Genomic DNA, 3173 nt, shown 5'->3' with positions numbered 1-3173 from the left:
ACCGGTATCCCCGGTGTCACCTTTGTCTCCTTTGTCACCTTTGGGTCCTTGTTCTCCCTGTGGTCCCTGGGCACCTGTTTCTCCTTGAGGTCCTTGCGGGCCGGTTTCACCTTGCGGTCCCTGAGGTCCAGTTTCACCCTGCGGACCTTGTGCACCGGTATCTCCAGTGTCACCTTTGTCTCCCTTCGGGCCTTGTTCTCCCTGTGGTCCCTGGGCTCCGGTTTCTCCTTGGGGTCCTTGGGGACCGGTATCCCCGGTGTCACCTTTGTCTCCTTTGTCACCTTTGGGTCCTTGTTCTCCCTGTGGTCCCTGGGCACCTGTTTCTCCGGTATCACCTTTGTCACCTTTGTCTCCCTTCGGGCCTTGTTCTCCCTGTGGGCCAGCAGGTCCTTGTTCTCCTTGAGGACCTTGCGGGCCGGCAATGGTTGGCAGTGTAACGGATTGGGAACTGCCCAGATTGAGGGAAAAACTGCCGTCTGCATTTTCTACCAGATTAAACTCCGGGTCTGAGCCGGTATCGCACAGGCTTCGCCAGCAGTCTTCCATGTAGTAGAAGACGCAGCGGGCATCGGTATTGTAAACAATGGCGCCCCGAAGTGGATGCATTTCCAGCATCTGGGCATCGGATACGCGTGTAAGTACAAGCGCCTTGTCCGTGGCTTCGAGTTCGAGGATGGAATTGACATGGATCCGATCCGGATCCTGTCCGATTTTAAGTTGTGCCTGCAGACTGAAGGCAGAAAAGAGTAAAGCGATAAAGATCCAGGACCTTTTCATGTGGGGTGTATTTAGGTTTTGGATCGACAAACCTATACGCGAGGCCCGTAAACATGGTTAATATCCGATGAAGTGTACAGTTTTGAGGCGAATGAAAATGGTCCTGTTGCTGGTCTACAGTTAGATGCCATTCGCCTACAGAAGGCAGCTGTAAGAATTACCGACGCAGGTACAGAAAACCCTGATATTCCACCCCCAAGTCCAGCATGCGGACCAGGTAAAAATAGACTCCTTCCGGCAGGCCGGCGTCGCGGTTAAAGACAAAGCCGTCTACGTTGGATGTGCCGTCGAACTGGTCTGTGTAGTTGTCCTGTTCAAAGACCAGCAGGCCGCGGCGGTCATAGATGCGCAGGTTGTTGTTGGGGGAGGCCTCCAGCTCTTCAATGATGAGGCGGTCATTAAGCCCGTCGTTGTTGGGGCTCATATAGAAGTTTGGGAGGGTAAAGAGTTCCTCGGGCTCGGCCAGGCCGGCAAAGGTGATGACTTCGTACTCGTCCGGGACGATGGTTTCAGATAGTGCGAACCCATCCTGCAGGTCGCCCGCACGGCTGGCAGTCCCCAAGGGAAGCCAGCGACCTGCGGCCTTACTCCAGCCGATGAGTTCCACCTGGCCCAGTTCCTGGGCGATGACCTCCATATCGCTGTCCTGGTTCCAGGTCAGGGTTACCGTACCGGGTTCGGATCCTTCCAGGCGCCAGAATTCGCGGCTGCTGATGGCGGCGATGGAGAGGGGCCTGAGGGCCGGGTCCAGAAAACCGTAAATAGCGGAATTCCCCGGGTCTTCCCGGAAATAGGCGCATTTAGCCAGGGGTACGGGGTTGCCGGCCTGGTAGGTGAGGGGCCGCAGTTGGTCGGCATCGCCCACGGGGAAGACCATGTCCACCTGTTGGCTGTAAGCCGCAAACCCGTTGACCTTGGAAAAATCGTACTGCCCCACCGCAAAGGCGTTTTGCAGAAGCCCTACATACTGGTCTTTCAGGGAACGGTCTGTGCGGAAGTCCCCGAAAGCGAAGTTCAGGTTGTTGCCCACCAGGATGGGCACCAGCACGTCTACGCCCGAATCCGCATCGATCTCCACGTCGTAGAAGGCCGGGGCAAAGGCCCCGCTCACGGACAGCGCACCGGGCCCGTAAAAGCCCAGCAGCCCGAGGTTCTGGTCGAAGGGTGCCTCATTGACCAGGGGGATGTGCAGCCCTACCTGCGCCCCCCCGTGCAGCTGCATGCCGCCGTTGTGCTGCAGTGCGGGTTGGGCGTGGGCAAAGCCCAGGCTCAGAAGGATGATATAGGGGAGGAGCTGTTTCATTAGTTGATTTGTTCCCAGTTACCGGCGATGCTTTGGAGCCAGACTACTCCACTGACATCAACCGTAGGTATACCATTGGTGTTGTTGTAAGGAGTATTCGTTTGAACAATTCCGCCACTGGAATTTTTTAAAATTAAAATTCGGCCGGGAACGGTACTTGCTGTTGGGAGATTCACAAGGCCTATGGAGGTTATTACTACGGTATGATCTGAACCAGCAATACTATAACCACCTCCTTGTTGTACTGCAGCAGTCGCAAAAGATCCATTCACATCCAGGGTAGAAGTAGGATTGGTTTCAGCTAAGCCTACTTGTTGTACTGCATTAATACGAATTGCTTCGTTCCCTCCCGTTGAAAAGCCCATTTGATTTGCACCAGGGCGGAAAATACCTGTATCGGTATCTGTTCCCTGGTAAAAACTATAAGATGGTTGTCCGGCAGATCCATCTGATGCTGCGAAACCATTGCGAGCCTGGATTTGGCCGTCTACGTCAAGCCTGCTTTCAGGCGGATTTGCTGCATTACCTATTCCGATAGATCCACTTCCTGAGAATACTATATTATTGCCATCTAGGTTGTGATTTCTGTTTCCTGTGATTAAAAGGTCGGTATCCCCGAAATGCGTGTCGGTGCCGCTATTCGCAATCCAAGTGTAAGTTCCGGCTCCATCAGTTGAAAGGATGTCACCATTATTACCTCCGACAGGGAGTTCAATTTCATTGGTGTTGCTGGTATCCCCGTCGAGTGCCTCTGAAGCAGCAATCGCGGCTGTTACCTCAGTATCCAGAGCGAAGGGTGAAAAGTCAACATCTTCGGAGGTGCCCCCTTCAATCCNGAAAGGATGTCACCATTATTACCTCCGACAGGGAGTTCAATTTCATTGGTGTTGCTGGTATCCCCGTCGAGTGCCTCTGAAGCAGCAATCGCGGCTGTTACCTCAGTATCCAGAGCGAAGGGTGAAAAGTCAACATCTTCGGAGGTGCCCCCTTCAATCCCAATGGTCAGGGTTTCTCCTACCAGCACGGATCCGGAAATGTTCTGGTCGTCTGTGCTGGAGTTTGTTATCCATGAGTAAGTGCCTGCACCATCTGT

At 54.0% G+C, this 3173-nt stretch carries 3 protein-coding genes; all 3 read right to left on the bottom strand.

Annotation, left to right across the window (positions count from 1 at the left end):
* Positions 1-422, bottom strand: a 422-nt coding sequence (locus tag CA832_RS14190) for a hypothetical protein (protein ID WP_233131845.1), incomplete at its 3' end; no start/stop codon positions are given.
* A 512-nt stretch (positions 423-934) separates the two neighbouring features.
* Complete coding sequence (locus CA832_RS14185; protein WP_088342281.1) at positions 935-2080, bottom strand: gliding motility-associated C-terminal domain-containing protein; 1146 nt, start codon at positions 2078-2080, stop codon at positions 935-937.
* Positions 2080-2445 (bottom strand): hypothetical protein, encoded by a 366-nt coding sequence (locus tag CA832_RS14955; RefSeq protein WP_143542402.1) that lies wholly within the window; start codon positions 2443-2445, stop codon positions 2080-2082. The genes CA832_RS14185 and CA832_RS14955 overlap by 1 nt, the downstream gene beginning before the upstream one ends.
* Between the last annotated feature and the right edge of the window lie 728 nt (positions 2446-3173).

The sequence above is a fragment of the Robiginitalea sediminis genome, assembly GCF_002198115.1.
Lineage (GTDB): Bacteria > Bacteroidota > Bacteroidia > Flavobacteriales > Flavobacteriaceae > Robiginitalea > Robiginitalea sediminis.
Note: the sequence above shows the minus strand (reverse complement) of the source record. Positions and strands in the feature narration are given on the sequence as shown.